The sequence below is a fragment of the Lysobacter yangpyeongensis genome, from assembly GCF_042655745.1.
GTDB lineage: Bacteria > Pseudomonadota > Gammaproteobacteria > Xanthomonadales > Xanthomonadaceae > Agrilutibacter > Agrilutibacter yangpyeongensis.
The window spans coordinates 44,413-62,058 of the sequence record NZ_JBHSNM010000004.1 but is presented as its reverse complement, the minus strand read 5'-3'; the positions used below and the strand labels follow the sequence as shown (position 1 = coordinate 62,058).

General features: G+C 67.9%; 15 protein-coding genes. 10 read left to right on the top strand and 5 right to left on the bottom strand.

The window, feature by feature from the left end; all coding sequences use genetic code 11:
• Positions 1-230: 230 nt before the first annotated feature.
• From ACFPN1_RS12285 to rpmH, 5 genes are all read right to left on the bottom strand, one after another.
• Positions 231-1,259, bottom strand: a complete 1,029-nt coding sequence (locus ACFPN1_RS12285; RefSeq protein ID WP_386755327.1) for an energy transducer TonB — start codon at positions 1,257-1,259, stop codon at positions 231-233.
• A 135-nt stretch (positions 1,260-1,394) separates the two neighbouring features.
• Complete coding sequence (mnmE, locus tag ACFPN1_RS12280) at positions 1,395-2,735, bottom strand: tRNA uridine-5-carboxymethylaminomethyl(34) synthesis GTPase MnmE (RefSeq protein WP_386755326.1); 1,341 nt, start codon at positions 2,733-2,735, stop codon at positions 1,395-1,397.
• Positions 2,736-3,082: 347 nt separating this feature from the next.
• Entirely contained in the window at positions 3,083-4,771 is a 1,689-nt protein-coding gene (gene yidC, locus ACFPN1_RS12275) for a membrane protein insertase YidC (protein ID WP_386755325.1), read from the bottom strand.
• Between the two features lie 41 nt (positions 4,772-4,812).
• Positions 4,813-5,274 carry a ribonuclease P protein component gene (rnpA, locus tag ACFPN1_RS12270; protein ID WP_386755323.1) on the bottom strand — a complete coding sequence of 154 codons (462 nt, stop codon included), beginning with the start codon at positions 5,272-5,274 and terminating at the stop codon, positions 4,813-4,815.
• Positions 5,275-5,349: 75 nt separating this feature from the next.
• Positions 5,350-5,490 carry a 50S ribosomal protein L34 gene (gene rpmH / locus ACFPN1_RS12265; RefSeq protein ID WP_036139660.1) on the bottom strand — a complete coding sequence of 47 codons (141 nt, stop codon included), beginning with the start codon at positions 5,488-5,490 and terminating at the stop codon, positions 5,350-5,352.
• A gap of 330 nt (positions 5,491-5,820) precedes the next feature.
• Between rpmH and dnaA the strand changes: the two genes are divergently transcribed.
• The 10 genes from dnaA to ACFPN1_RS12215 all read left to right on the top strand — a co-directional run bounded on the left by dnaA (position 5,821) and on the right by ACFPN1_RS12215 (position 17,445).
• Positions 5,821-7,161: a chromosomal replication initiator protein DnaA gene (gene dnaA, locus ACFPN1_RS12260; RefSeq protein WP_386755322.1), complete on the top strand. Its 1,341-nt coding sequence runs from the start codon at positions 5,821-5,823 to the stop codon at positions 7,159-7,161.
• A gap of 455 nt (positions 7,162-7,616) precedes the next feature.
• Positions 7,617-8,717 carry a DNA polymerase III subunit beta gene (dnaN, locus tag ACFPN1_RS12255; protein WP_386755320.1) on the top strand — a complete coding sequence of 367 codons (1,101 nt, stop codon included), beginning with the start codon at positions 7,617-7,619 and terminating at the stop codon, positions 8,715-8,717.
• Between the two features lie 105 nt (positions 8,718-8,822).
• Positions 8,823-9,965: a DNA replication/repair protein RecF gene (gene recF / locus ACFPN1_RS12250; RefSeq protein ID WP_386755319.1), complete on the top strand. Its 1,143-nt coding sequence runs from the start codon at positions 8,823-8,825 to the stop codon at positions 9,963-9,965.
• Between the two features lie 151 nt (positions 9,966-10,116).
• A complete protein-coding gene (gene gyrB / locus ACFPN1_RS12245; RefSeq protein WP_386755318.1) occupies positions 10,117-12,576 on the top strand; it encodes a DNA topoisomerase (ATP-hydrolyzing) subunit B in 2,460 nt (819 codons plus the stop codon).
• Positions 12,577-12,716: 140 nt separating this feature from the next.
• Positions 12,717-13,523, top strand: a complete 807-nt coding sequence (locus tag ACFPN1_RS12240; protein WP_386755316.1) for a M48 family metallopeptidase — start codon at positions 12,717-12,719, stop codon at positions 13,521-13,523.
• A 111-nt stretch (positions 13,524-13,634) separates the two neighbouring features.
• Complete coding sequence (locus ACFPN1_RS12235) at positions 13,635-14,855, top strand: tetratricopeptide repeat protein (protein ID WP_386755315.1); 1,221 nt, start codon at positions 13,635-13,637, stop codon at positions 14,853-14,855.
• 153 nt (positions 14,856-15,008) lie between these two features.
• Positions 15,009-15,677, top strand: a complete 669-nt coding sequence (locus ACFPN1_RS12230) for an energy transducer TonB (protein WP_386755313.1) — start codon at positions 15,009-15,011, stop codon at positions 15,675-15,677.
• Positions 15,678-15,758: 81 nt separating this feature from the next.
• On the top strand, positions 15,759-16,532 hold the full coding sequence (locus ACFPN1_RS12225) for a MotA/TolQ/ExbB proton channel family protein (protein WP_386755312.1): 774 nt from the start codon (positions 15,759-15,761) through the stop codon (positions 16,530-16,532).
• Between the two features lie 45 nt (positions 16,533-16,577).
• The gene (locus tag ACFPN1_RS12220) at positions 16,578-17,006 is read left to right on the top strand and encodes an ExbD/TolR family protein (RefSeq protein WP_386755311.1); all 429 of its coding nucleotides are present in this window, start codon (positions 16,578-16,580) and stop codon (positions 17,004-17,006) included.
• Positions 17,007-17,028: 22 nt separating this feature from the next.
• Complete coding sequence (locus ACFPN1_RS12215; RefSeq protein WP_386755309.1) at positions 17,029-17,445, top strand: ExbD/TolR family protein; 417 nt, start codon at positions 17,029-17,031, stop codon at positions 17,443-17,445.
• Positions 17,446-17,646 lie beyond the last annotated feature (201 nt).

Sequence of the window (17,646 nt, the reverse complement as noted above, 5' to 3'; positions counted from 1 at the left end):
CGCCTCTTGCTCGTCATCCCAGCGAAAGCTGGGATCCATTTTGCTGTTGCCGCTGCCTGCTTCCGGTCCCCGGAAAGCGGCGCAAAGAAAAAGCCCGGCAATGCCGGGCTTCGTGTAGTTCCATCGCGGCCCTCCATGGCGCAACGGCAATCGCTTCGGAAACTCCGGCCCGGCCATCCATGGCCGGGCGTTCGGCAGGCCGCGCGGCAGTGCCGCGCAAGCGGCCTGCCTCACCCCTGCGGGTTGAAGCTGATTTCGCGGCGCGTGGTCACCGGTGCGGCGATCGGCTGGAAGCGCCACTTGCGCACCGCGTTGACGGCTTCGCGGTCGAACACGCGGGCCGGGTTGGAACGCACGACGCGCGCGGCGGTGACGGTGCCATCGGTGCCGACGGTGTACTCGACCAGCACCGAACCGGACTGGCCGGCGCGCAGCGCTTCGGGCGGGAACTTCGGTGCCGGCATCGAGATCGGGCGCAGGTCCGACGCGCTCGGCGCGGCGGCAGCGGCGGTGCGCTGTTCGGCGGCGCGGCGGTCGGCGGCGGCCTTCTCCGCGGCAGCGCGATCGGCGGCCGCCTTGTCTGCGGCGGCCTTGTCCGCGGCAGCCTTGTCCGCCGCGGCCTTGTCGACGGCGGCCTGCTGCGCGGCGAGCTTCTTGGCGGCCTCTTCCTGCTGCTTCTTCTGGTCGGCCAGGCGCTGTTCTTCCAGCTGCTTCTGGCGCCGCGCTTCCTCTTCCGCGGTCAGCGCCTGCGCGCGCTGCGCGGCGGTGGCTTCCTGCGCGGCGATGCTGGCCTTGAGGCGGGCGAGCGCCGGGTGCTGCGCGTCGGCCTTTTCGAGCAGCGCGGCCAGGCGCTTGGCTTCGCTGAAGTCGTCGCGGTTGACGCTCTGCTCGATGGCGATGACGGTCATCGGCAGCAGGTCGGTCAGCGCGCTGGAGACGGTGGCATCGCCCTGGGTCTTGTCGCGCAGGGCGAGGTAGTACTCGACCGCGTTGTCGCCGGCCGGCGCGTACAGGCGGTTCTCGGCGTAGGCCTTGCTCGCGGCTTCGCGCAGCTGGTCGGCCGTCATCGCCGCGACCTGCGAGGACACGGCCGTGGCGGGCGTCGGCGCCGGTGCGGCGGTCGTCGCCGGCGCGGCGGCCTGCTCGGCCGGCTGCTCCTTGCCGCACGCGGCGAGCACCAGGCCGAGGGTCAGCACGGCGATGAACTGGAGGGTGGCGGGCCGGCGCACGGAGCGGGCCTCGGAATGGTTGGAAATCATGGTGTTAAGTCCCCTGGAGGTGCGGCGATCAAGTGCGCACCGTGCAAATGACACCCGCGCCCTGCCCTTTGTCAAGCGCGAAACGCCCGTGAATCCGGGTGAATCCCGCGACGGGGCGCGATCTGCGACCCCGCTTCACTTTCCGATGCAAAAACTGGAAAAAATGTGACCTAAAAGGTCATCCGCGCGGACGTGGCCGGTGATCTCGCCGAGGGCCTCGTGCGCCTGGCGCAGCGATTCGGCGGCGAGCTCCAGGGCGTCGGCGTCGAGCTGGGCGCGGGCCAGGGCGAGCTCGCCGCGCGCCCGCTGCAGCGCATCGACGTGGCGGGCCCGCGCGGTGAACGCACCCTCGCCGCCCGCGCCTTCGCCCTGGGCCAGCGTCCGCAGGCGCGCGTGCAGGGCGTCGAGGCCGGCGCCGGTGCGCGCGGACACCGGCAGGTGATCGGCGTCCGGCGGTGTCGCGCATGCCGGCAGCAAGTCGCTCTTGTTGTGGATCCACAACCGCTGCGGCACGGCGGCGATCGCATCGGCGACGGCGCGGCGGCCGGCCTCGGCATCGCGCGCGTCGAGCACGACGAGGGCGAGATCGGCGCGGGCCAGTTCGTCGCGCGCGCGGCGCATGCCTTCGCGTTCGATCGCATCGCCACCTTCGCGCAGGCCGGCGGTGTCGACGAGGGTGAGTTCGACGCCGTCGATGCGCACGACTTCGTGCAACAGATCGCGCGTGGTACCGGCGATGTCGGTGACGATCGCGCGTTCGCTGCCGGCCAGCGCATTGAGCAGCGAGCTCTTGCCCGCGTTGGGCGGGCCCACGATCACCGCGTGCAGGCCATCGCGCAGGCGGCGGCCGCGTTCGGCGGCGCGCAGCAGTTCGTCGAGGGAATGTGCCGCCGCATCGAAACGTGCGCGCAGTTGTGCGCCGCCGAGGGTGTCGATCGGTTCGTCGGCGAAATCGATCGCCGCTTCCACGTGCACGCGGATCGCCAGCACGTCGGCGGCGATGGCTTCGACGCGGCGCGAGAATTCGCCTTCCAGCGCGCGGCGCGCGGCACGCGCCGCCTGGGCGTCGGCCGCGGCGATCAGGTCGGCGACGGCTTCGGCCTGCGCCAGGTCGAGCTTGCCGTTGAGGAAGGCACGCTCGCTGAACTCGCCGGGTCGCGCGCGCCGCGCGCCCAGTTCGATGCAGCGCTGCACCAGTTCCGCGAGCACGACCGGACTGCCGTGCGCCTGCAGTTCGACCACGTCCTCGCCGGTGTAACTGGCCGGTGCCCTGAACCAGAGCGCGATGCCGTCGTCGATGGTGTCGCCGTTCGCCGCGGCGAAGCGCGCGTAGTGCGCATGGCGCGGCGTCAGCGCGACACCGCAGATCGCTTCGGCGATCGCGCGTGCGCGCGCACCGGACAGCCGCACGATGCCGACGCCACCGGCTCCCGGCGCAGTGGCGATGGCGGCGATGGTGTCGGTCGTGGGTGTCATTGGGCAATGGTGCGTCAGTGAGTCTGCGGCGTCATCCGATGCCGGCTTCCCGGATGAAGCGGACGGCCCGCTTCTGCGGACCTCCGGGTGCCCGGAGGAGGAGCAACTGCCGGAGCAGGAATCGTCACACCCGCCGGGAGCGCAGCCTGTCGGCAGCGGGGTGGCGGAGAGCGGATCAGGATGATCCGCGTCCCGACTTGAAGGCATGGATGCCGTCAGGAGGGCGCAGCCACCCCGCTGGCGGCAGGCTGCGCGTCCCACCGAAGCGAGTGGTTCTTTGGCATCAATCCATGAAAACGAATCCCGGCTCGCGCCGGGATCGTCTGCAAATCAGGGAGCCGGAAGGATCACGCCTTCGCCGGCGCCGCCTCTTCCGCGTAGCGCTTGGTCATCCACCACTGCTGCAGCAGGCCCAGGCTGCCGTTGGTGATCCAGTACAGCACCAGGCCGGCCGGCATGAAGGCGAACAGCACGCCGAACACCAGCGGCATGAACTGCATCATCTTCTGCTGCATCGGATCCATGCCAGGCGCCGGCGGCGTCATGCGCTGCGTCAGGAACATCACGCCGAGGTTGATCGCCGGCAGGATGAAGAACGGATCGCGCGCGGTCAGGTCGGTGATCCAGCCGATCCACGGCGCGTGGCGCAGTTCGACCGATTCCGACAGCATCCAGTACAGGCACAGGAACACCGGCATCTGCAGCAGGATCGGCAGGCAGCCGCCGACCGGATTGATCTTCTCCTTCTTGTACAGCTCCATCATCGCCATCTGCAGCTTCTGCTTGTCGTCGCCGTAGCGCTCCTGCAGCTGCTTGATGCGCGGCTGGAACTTGCGCATCTTCGCCATCGACTTGTACTGCGCGGCCGACAGCGGATACATCAACGCCTTGATCAGCACCACCAGGCCGACGATCGACCAACCCCAGTTGCCGAGCAGGCCGTGCAGCTTGTCCAGCACCCAGAACAGCCAGCCGGCGAGCGTCGCAGCCCAGCCGTAGGAGGAGAAGTCGACCGCGCGGTCGAGTCCCTTCACCTGTTGCGCGTCGATCTGCTTCACCAGCTTGGGGCCGACCCACAGGCGCGCGGAGGTTTCCGCCTTCGCGCCGGGGGCCACATTGACGCCGGGGCCCATTTCGCGGATCAGGTACTGCGTCGTGCTGCCGTTCTGCGGCGCGGCGAGCGTGACCGTGCTGGTGTCGCTCGCCTGCGGAATCCACGCGGCGAAGAAGTGGTGCTGGAGCATGCCGATCCAGCCGCCCTTCACCGGCTTGTCCGGCGATCCGTCGGACACGAACTTGTCGTACTTGCGCTTGTTGTATTCGCCGTCGAACCACGCGGCGCCTTGGAAGCTGTAGCTCTCCGCACTCATCGGGCCCTTGCGGGTCAGCGCGCGCGGCACGCGGGTGAGCTGGCGGTACACGAAGCCCTGCCACGGCGCGGTGCCGGCGTTGACGACTTCATCGCGCACCTGCACGACATAGCTGCCGCGTTCGAACACATAGCGGCGGCGGATCGTGACGCCGTCGGGGCCCTGCCACACGAAGGGCACGACCAGCTCGCGCGCGCCGGCGCCGAGATTGAATTCGCGCGCACCCGATTCCGGCTGGAAACCGGCCTCGTGGCTGGGCGCGGCGCCGTTGTTGCTGACCCAGCCGCTCTGCGCGACGAAGAAATGGGACGTGTCGTCGGCGAGCAGGCGCACCGGCGCGCTGTCGGCCGCGGCCAGGCTCGGGTAGCGCAGCAGGTCGGCCTGATGCAGCTCGCCGCCGTCCAGCGTCACGCGCAACACGTCGGTGGTGACGGTGACCGTCGGTGCGCTCGCGCCGGCGGCCGGCGTGGCCGCGGGCGCGACGGGCGTGGCGAGCGCCGTGGACGGCGCATTCGGCACGGTGCCCGGAGCCGTGGTCGGCATGACCGGCACGGTCTGGGTCGCGGTGGGTGCTTCCGGCGCCGCCTTCTCCTTGCCCCACTCCATCCACAGCAGGGTCGCCACCATCAGCCAGGCGAAGATCAGGAAAAGGCGGGTCTGGTTCATGGGAGGCAGGCAGGCTCGGCCGATGCGGAGGATCGGCGCAGTCAGGGGGAGGTGGGGTCGGGCCCGATCGACGCAAGCCCGGCTCCGCTGGAGGACGAACCGGTGGCGGACGCGTCCGGCGCGGGCGGCATTGTGCCGGGCACCATCGACCCCGGCAACGCGGCCAGGGCACCGAGGCGGCGCAATACGTCGAGGAAGTGGCGCTCGAGCTGTTCGCGCGTGGCCTCGCGCGCCGACGGGCGCACGACCACGACGTAATCGCCGTCGGCCAGTTGCGTCCGCCAGTGCCGGAAGATTTCGCGCAGCGCGCGCTTGATGCGGTTGCGGCCGACGGCACGCGGATCGACCTTGCGCGATACGGCCAGGCCCAGTCGCGCCGGCGTCGCGGTCGCATGCCAATGCACGGCGAGCCGCGGCGTGGCCTGGCGGCGGCCGTGTTCGAAGATGCGGTCGAAATCCGAACGCGCGCGTACCCGCGCGCTGCGCGGGAAGCGGGAAGTCATCGGAGTCATGCGGCCGCCCGCATGGCGAGGGCGGCCTGGGACGTGCCTACTCGGAGCAGGCGCAGCGCAATGCGCTTAGGCGCAAAGACGCTTGCGGCCCTTGGCGCGGCGGCGGGCGAGGACCTTGCGGCCATCGGCGGTCGCCATGCGGGCACGGAAGCCGTGGTCGCGCTTGCGCTTGAGGTTGCTGGGCTGGTAGGTGCGCTTGGTGGCCATGGTCGGCTCGGCGTAAACGACGGAAAAGACCGCGGATTCTAGCGGCCGCCACGGCACGAAGCAAGCCGCCGGTCCGCCGCGGGTCACGATGCCGCCGCGGCCGGCACCGACCCGCGGGTGTGGACATCCGCCACACTCCGGTATGGGACGGGCGCCCGGGACCAGGTGGAACCGGTGGGAAGCCTGTGGACAAGTCCTGTTCCGCGCCCCGGTGCGGTGATAGGCTGGCCGCCTCCCACTCCTTGCCCGGCGCGATCGCCGCATCGCGATGAGCCCCTTTTTCGCCGCGACTCCGGCCGCGGACGTCGCAGAACGAGTAAGTCCCGCCCGATGGAAGCCTGGCCCCGTTGTCTCGAACGTCTCGAAGCCGAATACCCGGTGGAGGACGTCCACACCTGGCTCAAGCCGCTGCAGGCGACCCGCCGCGACGACGTCACCGTCCTGTATGCGCCCAACGCCTTCGTGGTCGAGCACGTGCGCGAGCGCTATCTGGCGCGCATCCGCGAACTGCTCAGCCACTTCGCCGGCAGCGCCGAGGTGCAGCTGGAGATCGGCGCCCTGCCCCGCGCCGCCGCGCCGGCCGCCGCGGCCGAACCGATCCCGGTGCGCGGTGGCGCCGAACCCGTTCGCAGCGAACCGTTCGAAGGCAATCTCGACGCCCACTACACCTTCGACAACTTCGTCGAAGGCCGCAGCAACCAGCTCGGCCGCGCCGCCGCGCTGCAGGCCGCCGCGCGCCCGGGCGACCGCGCCCACAACCCGCTGCTGCTCTACGGCGGCACCGGCCTGGGCAAGACCCACCTGATGTTCGCCGCCGGCAACGCGATGCGCGCGGCCAACCCGAACATGCGCGTGCTGTACCTGCGCAGCGAGCAGTTCCTCGCCTCGCTGATGAAGGCGCTGCAGGACAAGACCAACGGCATGGCGGCGTTCAAGCGCCAGTTCCAGCAGGTCGACGCGCTGCTGATCGACGACATCCAGTTCTTCGCCGGCAAGGACCGCACGCAGGAAGAGTTCTTCCACACCTTCAACGCGCTGATCGACGGCAAGCAGCAGATCATCCTCACCTGCGACCGCTTCCCGCGCGAAGTCGACGGCCTGGAGCCGCGGCTGAAGTCGCGCCTGGGCTGGGGCCTGTCGGTGGCGATCGATCCGCCGGATTTCGAGACGCGCGCGCAGATCGTGCTGAGCAAGGCGCGCGAGCGCGGCGCGCATATTCCCGAGGACGTCGCGTTCCTGCTGGCGAAGAAAATGCGCAGCAACGTGCGCGACCTCGAAGGCGCGCTCAACACGCTCGCCGCGCGTGCCAACTTCACCGGCCGCACGATCACCACCGAATTCGCGCAGGAAACGCTGCGCGACCTGCTGCGCGCGCAGCAGCAGGCGATCGGCATTCCCAACATCCAGAAGGTCGTCGCGGACTACTACGGGCTGCAGATCAAGGACCTGCTCGGCAAGCGTCGCACGCGCTCACTGGCGCGGCCGCGCCAGGTCGCGATGGCGCTGGCCAAGGAACTGACCGAGCACTCGCTGCCGGAAATCGGCGATGCCTTCGCCGGCCGCGACCACACCACCGTCCTGCACGCCTGCCGGCAGATCCGCGGCCTGCTCGAGACCGACGGCAAGCTGCGCGAAGACTGGGACAAGCTGATCCGCAAGCTCAGCGAGTAAGGGCCGCACGCGCGCCGCCAAGCGGCAGCGCTTGTGGCCCGGCTGCCCCGTGGCCGCAATATTTTCCACTGACCCGCTGCGCGGCGTGCCCGTAGCGCGGTATCGTTCGCATCTGCGCGACCGCGGCTGTGGGCAACGCCCTGCGGGCCACGGTCGGCGGAGCTTTCCGGAACGTGGGTGGCTGTGGACAAGCGCTGGATAGCGGCGGTTTCCCACAGCGGCCTGCCGACGAGCTGCGCGCAAGTTGTGGACAACTCGCGGGCCGCGCCGCGCACCGAAAGTTGTCCACAGCTTGTGCTCCGCCTGCCGGCGGGTTTTCACAAGCCTTTTGTTTCCGTTTTTTCTAATGTAAATCAATAAGTTAAGTGATGTTTCCGCAGTTTTTCGCGGCTCCATCATCACCATGCTTTTGATTTATTCACCACCTTTGTTTTGGTATCGGGGAGCGGCATCGAATGCGTTTCAGCCTGCAGCGCGAAGTGTTCCTTAAGCCATTGGCGCAGGTCGTCAATGTCGTCGAGCGTCGGCAGACCCTGCCGGTCCTCGCCAACCTGCTGGTCCAGGTCAAGGGCGGGCAGCTGTCGCTGACCGGTACCGATCTGGAAGTCGAGATGGTCTCGCGCATCGGCGTCGACGATGCCCAGGATGGCGAGACCACGATCCCGGCCCGCAAGCTGTTCGAGATCGTCCGTGCCCTGCCCGACGGTTCCAAGGTCACCGTGTCGCAGTCCGCCGAGAAGATCACGGTGCAGGCCGGACGCTCCCGCTTCACCCTCTCGTCGCTGCCGGCGAACGACTTCCCCTCGATCGATGAAGTCGAAGCGACCGAACGCGTGCGCGTGCCCGAGGCCGGCCTGAAGGAACTGATCGAACGCACCGCGTTCGCCATGGCCCAGCAGGACGTGCGGTACTACCTCAACGGCCTGCTCTTCGACCTGCGCGAAAGCAGCCTGCGCTGCGTGGCCACCGACGGCCACCGCCTGGCGCTGTGCGAAGCGGCGCTAGACGCCGGCGCCAGCACCAAGCGCCAGATCATCGTGCCGCGCAAGGGCGTGACCGAACTGCAGCGCCTGCTGGAAGGCGGCGAGCGCGAGCTGGAACTGGAGATGGGCCGCAGCCACCTGCGCGTGAAGCGCGACGACGTCACCTTCACCAGCAAGCTGATCGACGGGCGTTTCCCGGACTACGAGGCCGTCATCCCGATCGGTGCCGACAAGGAGGTGCGCATCGACCGCGAGGTCCTGCGCGCGTCGCTGCAGCGCGCCGCAATCCTGTCGAACGAGAAGTACCGCGGCGTCCGCATCGAGGTTTCCCCGGGCCAGCTCAAGATCAGCGCGCACAACCCGGAGCAGGAAGAGGCACAGGAAGAAGTCGAAGCCGACACCCGCGTGTCCGACCTCGCGGTCGGCTTCAACGTGAACTACCTGCTCGACGCGCTGACCGCCCTGCGCGACGAGACGGTGGTCGTGGCCCTGCGCGATGCCAACTCCTCCGCCCTGGTCCGCGAAGCCTCCAACGAACGTTGCCGGCACGTGGTCATGCCCCTGCGGCTCTGATCCAGCGACAATGTTTCACGTGGAACGCCCGGCTTGCCGGGCGTTTCTTTTTGGGTTTCCTCGCAGCCGCTCCGGCCGCCCTTCCCGCCGCGATACAGTCCCTGCATGCACGTCACCCGCCTGGATCTCCGCAACCTGCGCCGCTTCGAGGACGTCAGCCTGCGTCCCACCCCCGGACTGAACCTGATCACGGGCGAAAACGGCGCCGGCAAGACCAGCGTCCTCGAGGCGCTGCACCTGATGGCGTACGGACGCAGTTTCCGTGGCCGGGTACGCGACGGCCTGGTGCGCGCGGGGAGCGCCGCGCTGGAAGTCTTCGTGGAGTGGATGGAACGGCCCGCGATCGCCGCCCCTGCCGTGTCCGCTATCGGCGAGGCGGTGCCCGGCTATGCCGGCCGGCCGCGCAAGGCCGGTCTGCGCCATAGCGGGCAGGACTGGAGTGGGCGCCTCGACGGCGGCGCCGTGGCCCATTTGGGCGATCTGTGTGCGGCCCTGGCGGTCGTCAGTTTCGACCCCGGCAGCCATGTGCTGGTCAGCGGCGGTGGCGAGCCACGCCGCCGTTACCTCGATTGGGGCTTGTTCCACGTGGAACCAGACTTCCTGCCCCTGTGGCGGCGCTATTCGCGCGCCCTGCGCCAGCGCAACGCGCTGCTCAAGTCGCGAGCCGGCGGCGCACTGCTGGATGCCTGGGACGCCGAACTGGCCGACGCCGGTGAACCCCTCACCCGCTTCCGACAGGCGTACCTGGATGCCCTGCTGCCGCATTACGCCGCGCTGCTGCACGATCTGGCGCCCGCGGTCGGCGCCGGCGCCCTGCATTACGTGCCGGGATGGCGTCGCGAGGAGATGTCGCTGGCCGATGCCCTGCTCCTCAATCGCGACCGGGACCTGGCCAGTGGCCATACCTCCGTCGGGCCGCACCGGGCCGACTGGGCGCTGTCCTTCGCCGGCCTGCCCGGTCGCGAGGCCCTGTCCCGCGGCCAGGCCAAGCTTACGGCCCTGGCCGCCCTGCTCGCCCAGGCGGAGCATTACGCGGCCCAGCGCGGGGAATGGCCGGTCGTGGCCCTGGACGATCTGGCCTCGGAACTCGACCGCCGGCACCAGCAGCGGGTGCTGGAGCGACTGACCGGCTGCCGGGCGCAGGTGCTGATCACCGGCACCGAATGCCCGCCGGGCCTCGCCGCCCTGCAGGCGCCGGTGAGCGTGTTCCACGTGGAACACGGACAAATCGCCGCCGCAGATCCCTGAGCTGGCTCGCCGCCAACAAGCGGCGCCGTGTCCACCCCGCGCCAGCCGCGGACCTTCACCGACCCGTTATACTTCGTGCACATATAGCTAAAGAATCTCGGTGCGCCCCCGGCTGGCCCGTGCGGTGCACTGGCGGAGCCTGTTTCACCTCATGACGATCCAGAACGATCCCGCGCAAGACGCGACCCCGGTCGAACCCTCCCAGACCTACGACTCCAGCAAGATCACCGTCCTGCGTGGTCTGGAAGCCGTGCGCAAGCGTCCGGGCATGTACATCGGCGACGTGCACGACGGCACCGGCCTGCACCACATGGTGTTCGAGGTCGTCGACAACTCGGTGGACGAGGCCCTCGCCGGCCACGCCGACGACATCGTGGTCACGATCCACGAAGACGGTTCGGTCTCGGTGCTGGACAACGGCCGCGGCATGCCGGTCGACATCCACAAGGAAGAAGGCGTCTCCGCGGCCGAAGTGATCCTCACCGTGCTGCACGCGGGCGGCAAGTTCGACGACAACAGCTACAAGGTGTCCGGCGGCCTGCACGGTGTCGGCGTGTCGGTGGTGAACGCGCTGTCCGAACACCTGTGGCTCGATGTCTGGCGCGACGGCGGCCACCACCGCCAGGAATACGCGCTGGGCGAGCCCGTCTATCCGCTCAAGCGCCTGGAAGATTCCGGCAAGCGCGGCACCCAGCTGCGCTTCAAGCCGTCGGCGGAGATCTTCACCGACGTCGAATTCCATTACGACATCCTGGCCAAGCGCCTGCGCGAACTGTCGTTCCTGAATTCGGGCGTGAAGATCACCCTTATCGACGAACGCGGTGAAGGCAAGAAGGACGTGTTCCAGTACGAAGGCGGCATCCGCTCCTTCGTCGAGCACCTGGCCCAGCTCAAGACCCCGCTGCACCCGAACGTCATCGCGGTCAGCGGCGAGCAGAACGGCATCACCGTGGACGTCGCCCTGCAGTGGACCGACGCCTACCAGGAAACGATGTTCTGCTTCACCAACAACATCCCGCAGAAGGACGGCGGCACCCACCTCGCCGGCTTCCGCGCCGCCCTCACCCGCACCCTGTCCAACTACATCGAGCAGAACGGCATCGCCAAGCAGGCCAAGATCGCCTTCACCGGCGACGACATGCGCGAAGGCCTGATCGCGGTGCTGTCGGTGAAGGTCCCGGACCCCTCATTCTCGTCGCAGACCAAGGAAAAGCTGGTCAGTTCCGACGTGAAGCCTGTAGTTGAAAGCACGTTCGGTGCACGTTTGGAGGAGTTCCTGCAGGAACACCCCAACGAGGCCCGCGCCATCGCCGGCAAGATCGTCGACGCCGCCCGCGCCCGCGAGGCCGCGCGCAAGGCCCGCGATCTGACCCGCCGCAAGGGCGCGCTGGACATCGCCGGCCTGCCCGGCAAGCTCGCCGACTGCCAGGAGAAGGATCCGGCGCTGTCGGAACTGTTCATCGTCGAGGGCGACTCGGCGGGCGGCTCGGCCAAGCAGGGCCGCAACCGCAAGACCCAGGCGATCCTTCCGCTCAAGGGCAAGATCCTCAACGTCGAACGCGCGCGCTTCGACCGCATGCTCTCCTCCGCGGAAGTCGGCACGCTGATCACCGCGCTGGGCACCGGCATCGGCAAGGACGAATACAACCCGGACAAGCTGCGCTACCACCGCATCATCCTGATGACCGACGCCGACGTCGACGGCTCGCACATCCGCACGCTGCTGCTGACGTTCTTCTACCGGCAGATGCCGGAACTGCTCGAACGCGGCCACATCTACATCGGCCTGCCGCCGCTGTACAAGGTCAAGCAGGGCAAGACCGAGCTGTACCTGAAGGACGATGCCGCGCTGGATGCGTATCTCGCCGGCAACGCGGTCGAAGGCGCGTCGCTGATTCCCGCCGATGGCGAACCGGCCATCACCGGCGAAGGCCTGGAAAAGCTGCTGCTCGCCTACGCCGGCGCGCGCGAGGCGATCGCCCGCAACGCGCATCGCTACGATCCGATCGTGCTCGAGTCGCTGATCGACTTCACCCCGCTCGATGCCGCCACGCTCGCCAGCAACACCGACGAACGCGCGGAACTCGACGCGCTGCAGTCGCGCCTCAACCGCACCGGGCTGGGCAAGCCGCGCTACCGCCTCGAAGTGCATCCGGCCACGGACGCGCGTCAGGCGGCGCTGCTCGTGCATCGCACGCACATGGGCGTCGAACACACCCAGGTGCTGCCGATGGCGGCGTTCGAGAGCGGGGAACTGCGCGCCGTGCGCGAAGCGGCGGCGATGCTGCACGGACTGATCCGCGACGGCGCGAAGATCCTGCGCGGCAATCGCGAACAACCGGTGCAGAGCTTCGCCGAAGCGCAGGCCTGGCTGATGGACGAGGCCAAGAAGGGCCGGCAGATCCAGCGCTTCAAGGGCCTGGGCGAAATGAATCCCGAGCAGCTGTGGGACACCACGGTCAATCCGGAAACGCGCCGGCTGTTGCAGGTGCGCATCGAGGACGCGGTGGCCGCCGACCAGATCTTCTCCACGCTGATGGGCGACGTGGTCGAACCGCGCCGCGACTTCATCGAAGAGAACGCGTTGAAGGTCGCCAACCTCGACGTGTGAGCCGCGCGCGACCGCAGGCGGCGCACGCAACGTGCGTCGCTTGCGCGCGGTTGGCATTCGACTGGATTCGTTCCTAAACGTTGACGAAGCGTTAATCCCTCCGGGACTACAACGCCGATCACCCATTCAGGAAGATCGCGATGAAACGTCTGTTGCTCGTTGCCGCCATCGCTGCTTCGCTGGCGGGCTGCGCTACCACGACATCCCCGACTGGGCGCCGCCAGATCGTGGGCGGCGTTTCCGAATCGCAGCTCGCGCAATTGGGCGCGCAGGCCTTCGCGGAAACCAAGGCCAAGACGCCACAGACGAAAGACGCACACCAGAGCGCCTACGTGCGCTGCGTGGTGCAACAAGTGGTCGCGCAGTTGCCGCCGGACTGGCAGCGGCTCAGCTGGGAAACCGCGGTGTTCGTCGATAGCTCGCCCAACGCGTTCGCGCTTCCCGGCGGCAAGGTCGGCGTCAACACCGGGATCTTCACCGTGGCAAAGAATCAGGACCAGCTCGCCGCCGTCGTCGCGCACGAGGTGGGCCATGTCTATTCGCACCATCACGACGAGCGCATCACGCGCCAGTTGCAGGCGCAGTTCGGCTTGAATGTCGCGGCGGCGATTCTCGGCGGCCGCTACGGCGAAGGCGCGGCCAATGCCACCAGTCAGCTGGGCGGAATCGCCGCCCAGACCCTGTTCCTGTTGCCCAACAGCCGGACCCAGGAATCGGAAGCCGACGTAGTCGGCCAGCAGCTGATGGCGCGGGCTGGCTTCGATCCCCGACAGGCGGTGGACCTGTGGGAAAACATGATTGCCGCCAGCCGCAGCCGGCCGCCGGAATTCCTCTCCACGCACCCGAATCCCGAAGCCCGCATCCAGGAACTGGGCAACCGCGCGGCCAGCCTGGTGCCCGTTTACCAGCAGGCCCGAAGCAGCGGCCATACGCCCAGGTGTGGGTGACGAGCCATGTGCGGCACACAAAACCCCATATCGCCCGGCCGGCCGTTCTGCTAGCTTGGCGGCCCCCTGGCCCGCCGCTTTCCGATGCGGGCAGCAACAAAGGTGATCGCAATGACCCCCACTTCTACCCGTCGCACCGTTCTGGCTGCCGCTGTGGCTGCCGTGCTCGCCTTTGGCGCCATCTCGCAGGCGAGCGCGCAGAGCGCCGCCGAGCGGGCCCAGCAGCGCCGCGCCGAACGCGAGGCCGCCAAGGCCGACAAGGGAGAAAAGAAGAAGGAAGACGCGTTCCCGAACGCGACCCGCAAGGAGCCCAGCACGAAGGCGTCCGCCAAGGCCACGCCGAAGCTGCAGAAGATGATGAAGCTGTACGACGCCGACAAGGCGGCCGAAGCGCGCGCCATGGCCGACGAGATCCTCGGCAACGAATCCTTCAACGCCTACGATCGTTCCTTCGCCGCGCAGATCGCCGCGCAGATCGCCTACGAGTCGGACGACTCCAACGCGGCCATCGCCTACCTCGACAAGGCCCTGTCGCTCAATGGCCTGGACAACAACGGCCATTACAACGCGATGTTGATGAAGGCCCAGCTGCAGTTGCAGGAAGACAAGTATCCCGAGGGCCTGGCGACGATCGACCAGTTCCTGAGCGAAACCAAGAGCCAGAACCCCGAGCATCTGGTGATCAAGGGCAACGCGCTGTACCGCATGGAGAAGTACCCCGAAGCCGCGGCGGTGCTGAAGCAGGCCATCGACGCCACGCCGGAACCGCGCGCCGACTGGCAGCAGCTGCTCATGGCGGCGTATGCCGAAAGCGGGCAGGCCGACCAGGCCATCGCGATGGCCGAGAAGGTCGCCGCGAAGAGCCCGAACGACAAGCGCGCGCAGATGAACCTGGTCGCCGTCTACCTGCAGTCGGACAAGTACGACCAGGCCGCCGCGACGCTGGAGAAGCTGCGCGCCGCCGGCCAGTTCACCGAGGACAAGGACTACCGCCAGCTCTACGCCACCTACCTCAATTCGGAAGGCAAGGAGAAGCAGGCGGCGGTCGTGATCAAGGAAGGCCTCGACAAGGGCATCCTGAAACCCGATCACCAGGCCTACCTGGCGCTGGCCCAGTCGTACTACTTCTCCGACCAGCCGATCCCGGCGATCGACGCGTACAAGAAGGCCGCGCCGCTGGACGACGATGGCGAGACCTATCTCAACCTCGCCCGTCTGCTGTGGCAGGAAGACCGCATCCCCGAGGCAAAGGAAGCCGCCAAGCAGGCCATTGCGAAAGGCTTGAAGAAGCCGGATGACGCCAAGAAGATCCTGGCGCTGCCGGCAAAATAAGCGCCTTACCGCACAAAAATCCCGATTCGCGCTTGGAAGCCCCGGCGTGAATTGGTATATGCTAGGAGGTTCCTGCGATCTCGCCCGCGAGCGCCGGAATCGAACATCGCCCGCGGCGCCCTGGCGTCCGGAACACTTCCCGAGCTACGGCGCATGACGCAAGTCCTCGAATCCCATATCCACGACGACGAGTCCGAAGGCCTTAACTGGGCTCGTATCACCGGCATCAGCATGGCGCTGGCCGTTCACGTCGGCGCGCTGCTGCTGCTGCTCGCTCCGCTGGCCGCGCCTCCGAGCGAGAAGGCGAAAGAAGAGACCACGATCGTGAACATCGTGCGTCCGCCGCCGCCGCCCCCGCCGCCGCCGCCGCCGCCGCCGGAAGAGCCCAAGCCGCAGCCGGTCCGCCAGCTGTCGCCGCCGCAGCCGACCCCGCTGCCGCCGCCGCCGGAGCAGCCGCCGATCGAGGTCGAAGACCCGAGCCCGGTCGACCTGCCGCCGGTGCCGCCGTCGCCGCCGGCTCCGCCGCGCCCGTCGGAGACGATCGCCGGTTCGATCGACCCCTCCTCGCAGCGCATGAACCCGCCGGACTACCCGCCTGCGGCCGTGCGTGCGGGCATCACCGGCACCGTCGTGATCCTGGTCGACATCGACGCCCAAGGTAATGTCCTGAGCGTCCGCGTCGAGAAGTCCAGCCGCAACCGCGACCTCGACCGCGCCGCCCAGGAAGCGCCGAAGAAGAAGAAGTGGCGCTTCAACCCGGCCAAGGAAAACGGCCAGCCGGTGCCCAGCACCGTGCGCGTCCCGGTCGTCTTCAACCTCTAAGTTTCATCGCCCCGGCCCGCGCGGCCGGGGAGCACTGTTGTAATTAGCAATTCCACCTTCCACGACTAAAAGGTAAGCGTCATGTTGCAGGAAACCACCGCCGCCACGACGGCCCAAACCGGCGGCTCGAACGCCGCCGCTCTGTCGCAGATGGGCTTCGGCAATCTGCTGCAGGAAATGATCAGCAACCCGGGCCATTACGCCGTTTCCTGGGCGGTGCTGATGACCCTGACCCTGATGTCGGTCCTGTCGATCTACTGGATCGTCACCAACTTCATCAAGAACGTGCGCCTGAAGAGCACGTCCGACCGCGTCATCACCACGTTCTGGGAAACCCCGAACGCGCAGGACGCCATCCGTTTCATGGAAGACCAGCCGCGTTTCGAGCCGTTCTCGAAGATCGCCCTGGACGCCGCCCAGGCCGCCGCGCACCACCAGCGCCACGAGGGTTCGCGTCTGGTCGAATCGCTGAACCGCTCCGAGTTCGTTGACCGCGCCCTGCGCCAGGGCGTAACCCGCGAATCCTCGCGCCTGGAAGCCGGCCTGACCGTGCTCGCCACCGTCGGTTCGACCGCGCCGTTCGTCGGCCTGCTCGGCACCGTGTGGGGCATCTACGGCGCGCTGATCCGCATCGGCGCCTCGGGCAACGCCTCGATCGACGCCGTCGCCGGTCCGGTGGGCGAAGCGCTGATCATGACCGCGATCGGCCTGTTCGTCGCGATCCCGGCGGTGCTGGCGTACAACTTCTTCACCCGCCTGAACCGCGTGACGAACAACAAGTTCGACACCTTCGCCCACGACCTGCACGACTTCTTCGCGACCGGTTCGCGCGTCGGCGAAGTCGCCAAGCGCTGATCCACCGCCCACAGGTCTGCCCAGTAGTCGCTCCGGAGTTCGAACATGGCTTTCAGTTCAGATAGTGGTGGTGGCAAGCCGATGGCGGAAATCAACGTCACGCCGCTCGTCGACGTGATGCTGGTGCTGCTCATCATCTTCATGATCACCGCGCCGCTGATGACGCATAAGGTCAAGGTCGACCTTCCGGAAGCGAACCTGTACAAGCGCGACGAAACCCCGCTCCAGGCCACTCCGATCACCATCGCGGTGGAAGACACCGGCGCGTTGTACTGGAACGACGAGCCGGTGACCAAGGGCGTGATCGAGAGCCGCTTCTCGGTCGAGGCGCAGAAGACCCCGCAGCCCCAGGTCAACGTGCGTGGCGACAAGACCGCCAAGTACAAGCTGGTGCAGGAAGTGGTGCAGATCGCCCAGCAGCAGGGCATGCGCAAGGTCGGCTTCGTCGCGATCAAGGATCGCTCGGGTCAGTAACCGCTAAACCGGAGAAACAGTCATGGCATTTGCAAGTGGTTCCGGCGGCGGTCCGATGGCCGACATCAACGTCACGCCGCTCGTCGACGTGATGCTGGTGCTGCTGATCATCTTCATGGTCACCGCGCCGATCCTGTCCTACCCGATCGAAGTCAACCTGCCGCAGCGTTCGCTCAACCAGCCGCCGCAGACCAAGACGCCGCCGCCGCCGATCAGCCTGCGCATCGACGCCAGCGGCACGATCTACTGGAACGATTCGCCGGTCGACATCCGCGTGCTCGAGCAGCAGATGAAGAACGAAGTGGCGAAGGATCCGACCAACCAGCCGTTGCTCGAAATCGATGTGAATCCGGATGCCGATTACGGCATCCTCGCCAAGGTGCTGGCCCGGGCGAAGAACGCCGACATGCAGAAGATCGGCTTCGTCCAGCCGCAGTAAGCCTGGCAACTGCCTTATCCACTTACCGCAACAAGTCGTGAAAGCGCCGCCTTCGGGCGGCGTTTTTTTTTGCACGCGAACGCCTGCGATGCGGCCCACCGGCGGGCGCCGGTCGTCGCCCTGTCGCGACGATTTGCGCCGGCTCGCTTTCGGTTTCAACCCCAACCATCACTTGCGCGCGTTGCAGCCCCGGGCGTAGCG

Coding starts and splice junctions, on each gene's coding strand:
- ACFPN1_RS12285 (WP_386755327.1), bottom strand. CDS start 1,259: ATGATTTCCAACCATTCCGAGGCCCGCTCCGTGCGCCGGCCCGCCACC.
- mnmE (WP_386755326.1), bottom strand. CDS start 2,735: ATGACACCCACGACCGACACCATCGCCGCCATCGCCACTGCGCCGGGA.
- yidC (WP_386755325.1), bottom strand. CDS start 4,771: ATGAACCAGACCCGCCTTTTCCTGATCTTCGCCTGGCTGATGGTGGCG.
- rnpA (WP_386755323.1), bottom strand. CDS start 5,274: ATGACTTCCCGCTTCCCGCGCAGCGCGCGGGTACGCGCGCGTTCGGAT.
- rpmH (WP_036139660.1), bottom strand. CDS start 5,490: ATGGCCACCAAGCGCACCTACCAGCCCAGCAACCTCAAGCGCAAGCGC.
- dnaA (WP_386755322.1), top strand. CDS start 5,821: ATGGAAGCCTGGCCCCGTTGTCTCGAACGTCTCGAAGCCGAATACCCG.
- dnaN (WP_386755320.1), top strand. CDS start 7,617: ATGCGTTTCAGCCTGCAGCGCGAAGTGTTCCTTAAGCCATTGGCGCAG.
- recF (WP_386755319.1), top strand. CDS start 8,823: ATGCACGTCACCCGCCTGGATCTCCGCAACCTGCGCCGCTTCGAGGAC.
- gyrB (WP_386755318.1), top strand. CDS start 10,117: ATGACGATCCAGAACGATCCCGCGCAAGACGCGACCCCGGTCGAACCC.
- ACFPN1_RS12240 (WP_386755316.1), top strand. CDS start 12,717: ATGAAACGTCTGTTGCTCGTTGCCGCCATCGCTGCTTCGCTGGCGGGC.
- ACFPN1_RS12235 (WP_386755315.1), top strand. CDS start 13,635: ATGACCCCCACTTCTACCCGTCGCACCGTTCTGGCTGCCGCTGTGGCT.
- ACFPN1_RS12230 (WP_386755313.1), top strand. CDS start 15,009: ATGACGCAAGTCCTCGAATCCCATATCCACGACGACGAGTCCGAAGGC.
- ACFPN1_RS12225 (WP_386755312.1), top strand. CDS start 15,759: ATGTTGCAGGAAACCACCGCCGCCACGACGGCCCAAACCGGCGGCTCG.
- ACFPN1_RS12220 (WP_386755311.1), top strand. CDS start 16,578: ATGGCTTTCAGTTCAGATAGTGGTGGTGGCAAGCCGATGGCGGAAATC.
- ACFPN1_RS12215 (WP_386755309.1), top strand. CDS start 17,029: ATGGCATTTGCAAGTGGTTCCGGCGGCGGTCCGATGGCCGACATCAAC.